This window comes from Terrisporobacter muris, from assembly GCF_024621905.1.
Classification (GTDB): domain Bacteria; phylum Bacillota; class Clostridia; order Peptostreptococcales; family Peptostreptococcaceae; genus Terrisporobacter; species Terrisporobacter muris.
The window spans coordinates 1-3,108 of the sequence record NZ_JANKBY010000373.1 but is presented as its reverse complement, the minus strand read 5'-3'; the positions used below and the strand labels follow the sequence as shown (position 1 = coordinate 3,108).

Here is a 3,108-nt window from a genome sequence, read left to right as displayed (position 1 = left end):
TCTTAATAGTTATTCTTCTACTAAGTTTAATTCTGATAAATACGATAAAAATGATAATCCAAGCATTATAACTACTAATACTGCTGTTATAAGTACAATCGCCATATAAATTCCTCCTTTTTTAATATTATAATACCCCAATGTGAATAATTTATGAATTTAATAGGAACTCTAATTCTTTTTATATTATTTTATATAAAATTCTAGTTAATTCCTTTTAAGGATAATAATATGATACCACACTTTTACTTGAAAAGAGTTAAAACTTTGTAATATTCTAATACAAAAAAATTATATTTAGTATATTTTTATAATTTTTCTTGACATATTTATTAACCTTAGTTAGAATTTAAATAATTTAATATAAAAAAGCTATGATTAGGAAGAGTAAATTTTAATCGATTATCAGAGATGGAAATTCATAGGCTGAAAGATTTCCTTAATTAGAAATATTGAAAACTACCTAGGAGCTTCATTCTGAAGTTATCTTTTGATTTTAGTAAGAATAGACGTTTTACACACGTTACATGTAACAAGTGGATTTTTTAATCAATTTGGGTGGAACCGCGGGAATATACTCTCGTCCCTTTTTTAGGGATGGGAGTTTTTTTATTATAAAAAATTTGCTTCACTTGATAGACGTGTTGGCGAAACACTTAATGCTGCCAACACGTCTATCAAAATTATATTTTTATGAGGAGGTACAAATATGCACTTTGTAAGTACAAGGGGATGTAGTGAAAAAATAAAGGGATCAAAAGCTATAGTAAACGGACTTTGCTCTGATGGTGGATTATATGTACCAACAGAATTTCCATATTTGAAAAATGAGCTTAATAAATTTATTAATCTATCCTATAAAGAATTATGCTTTGAAATTTTGAAACTATTTTTAGATGATTTTACAGAAAACGAACTTAAATCCTGTATTAACAAAGCTTATGATGATAAATTTGATACAGAAATAATTGCACCAACAAAAAAAATAAACGACAATTATTTTTTAGAGCTATATCATGGACCAACATGTGCCTTTAAGGATATGGCCTTAACATTAATGCCTCATCTTCTGGAAAAATCACTTAAAAAAAATGATATTAAAGAAGATATAGTTATTTTAACAGCAACTTCAGGAGATACAGGCAAAGCCGCCTTAGAGGGGTTCAAAGACTTAGATCAAATTAAAATAATTGTATTTTTCCCTGAAGATGGTGTAAGTAATATTCAGAGACTTCAAATGAGGACTCAAGAAGGAAGTAATACTCATGTTGTTTCAATAAATGGCAATTTTGATGATGCTCAATCTGCTGTTAAAAATATATTTAATGACGAAGAGTTTAATAAATTCTTATTAAAAAATAACTATATTTTATCATCTGCCAACTCTATAAATATTGGTAGATTATTACCTCAAATTGTTTATTATTTTTATTCTTACTTGAATTTAGTAAGAGATAAATATATTAAGTTGGGAGATAAAATAAACTTTGTTGTCCCTACAGGTAATTTTGGTAATATTCTTGCTGCTTATTACGCTAAACTTATGGGCTTACCAATAAATAAATTAATTTGTGCTTCCAATGAAAATAATGTCCTTTATGATTTTTTTGAAACTGGTAAATACGATAAAAATAGATTGCTTCATTTAACAACTTCCCCATCTATGGATATATTAATATCAAGCAATTTAGAAAGACTTTTATTTGAAGTCAGTAATCGAGATGATAAAAAAGTAAATTTACTAATTAATAGTTTAAACGCCAAAGGATTCTATGAAATCGACGAGGATATGGAGTTAAACTTAAGTACTTTCCATGGAGAGTACGCTACTGAAGTCGAGGTAAAAGAAAATATTAATAAAGTTTTTAAAGAGAGCAATTATTTAATAGATACACACACATGTGTAGCTTATACTGCCTATGAAAAATATAAGAAAATTAACTCAGAAGATGTAGTTACTGTAATAGTAAGTACTGCAAGCCCTTATAAATTTAGTAAGGATGTATTATCTTCTTTAGGTAAAAGTGTAGAAAATCTAAATGAATTTGATATTTTAGAAAAGCTTAGTTTAGAAACTAACAAAAAGATTCCATTACCAATAAAAAATTTAAAGACTGCTAAGATTCTACATAATAGAAATTGTGAAAAGTACCAATTAAAAAAAGAAATTGAAAATATTTTAAAAGTGTAGGTGATAATATGTTAGAAGTAATAGTGCCCGCTACTAGTGCAAATATTGGCCCAGGATATGATTGTCTTGGTATAGCCTTAAATTTATATAATAAATTTTATTTTGAGGAAATAGACGAAGGTATTATAATTGAGGAAAAAGAAAAAGAATATATTAATGAGGATAATATGGTTTATCAATCAATGTTATATTTCTTTGAAAAGGTTAAACCAAGTATTATTCCAAAAGGTGTTAAAATAAAAATTATAGATAATATTCCTATTTGCCGTGGACTAGGAAGCAGTGCCACTTGTATAATTGCAGGACTTATGGGTGCAAATTATCTTAGCAAATCAAACTTAAACAAAGAGGAAATATTAAAATTAGCAACAGAAATTGAAGGTCATCCAGACAATGTTGCTCCTGCAATATACGGTAATATGATTGTATCATTTATGGAAGATGAAAAAATATACTATGATACTATTAAGGTTCCAAAAAACTTAAGATTTTGTGCTCTTATACCAGATTTTAAACTTTCAACAGAAAAAGCAAGAGGTGTTCTACCTAAAACTATAGATCATAAAGACGGTGTTTTTAATGTATCAAGAGCTACTCTTTTAGTTACAGCTTTTATGAATAATAATTTGGAATTATTAAAAGTTGCATGCAAGGATAAATTCCACCAAGAATATAGAAGTCCTTTAATAAATGATTACGATAAAATTGTTACTTATTCAAACAAGCTAAATTGCTTAGGTACTTTTTTAAGTGGAGCAGGACCAACTATAATGTCTTTGACTTCTAATGATGATAAGGATTTTTTACCTGATATGGAATCGTATTTATTATCTTTAGATAATAAGTGGCAAATTAAAGATTTGCATTGCGATTATAATGGCGTTGTTGTAAATATTATAGATTAATTTATTTTTTAT

The 3,108-nt window shown here is 27.1% G+C and carries 2 protein-coding genes and 1 other annotated feature; both genes read left to right on the top strand.

The features are described from left to right. Positions 1-365: 365 nt before the first annotated feature. Positions 366-591: a binding site (T-box leader), on the top strand. Positions 592-709: 118 nt separating this feature from the next. Then, positions 710-2,191 carry a threonine synthase gene (gene thrC / locus NSA58_RS17970; protein ID WP_074429496.1) on the top strand — a complete coding sequence of 494 codons (1,482 nt, stop codon included), beginning with the start codon at positions 710-712 and terminating at the stop codon, positions 2,189-2,191. An 8-nt stretch (positions 2,192-2,199) separates the two neighbouring features. Beyond that, complete coding sequence (gene thrB, locus NSA58_RS17965) at positions 2,200-3,096, top strand: homoserine kinase (protein ID WP_074429497.1); 897 nt, start codon at positions 2,200-2,202, stop codon at positions 3,094-3,096. Positions 3,097-3,108: the final 12 nt, after the last annotated feature.

Bases quoted from the DNA above. Each gene is read 5' to 3' on its own strand.
- thrC (WP_074429496.1), top strand. From the start codon at position 710: ATGCACTTTGTAAGTACAAGGGGATGTAGTGAAAAAATAAAGGGATCA.
- thrB (WP_074429497.1), top strand. From the start codon at position 2,200: ATGTTAGAAGTAATAGTGCCCGCTACTAGTGCAAATATTGGCCCAGGA.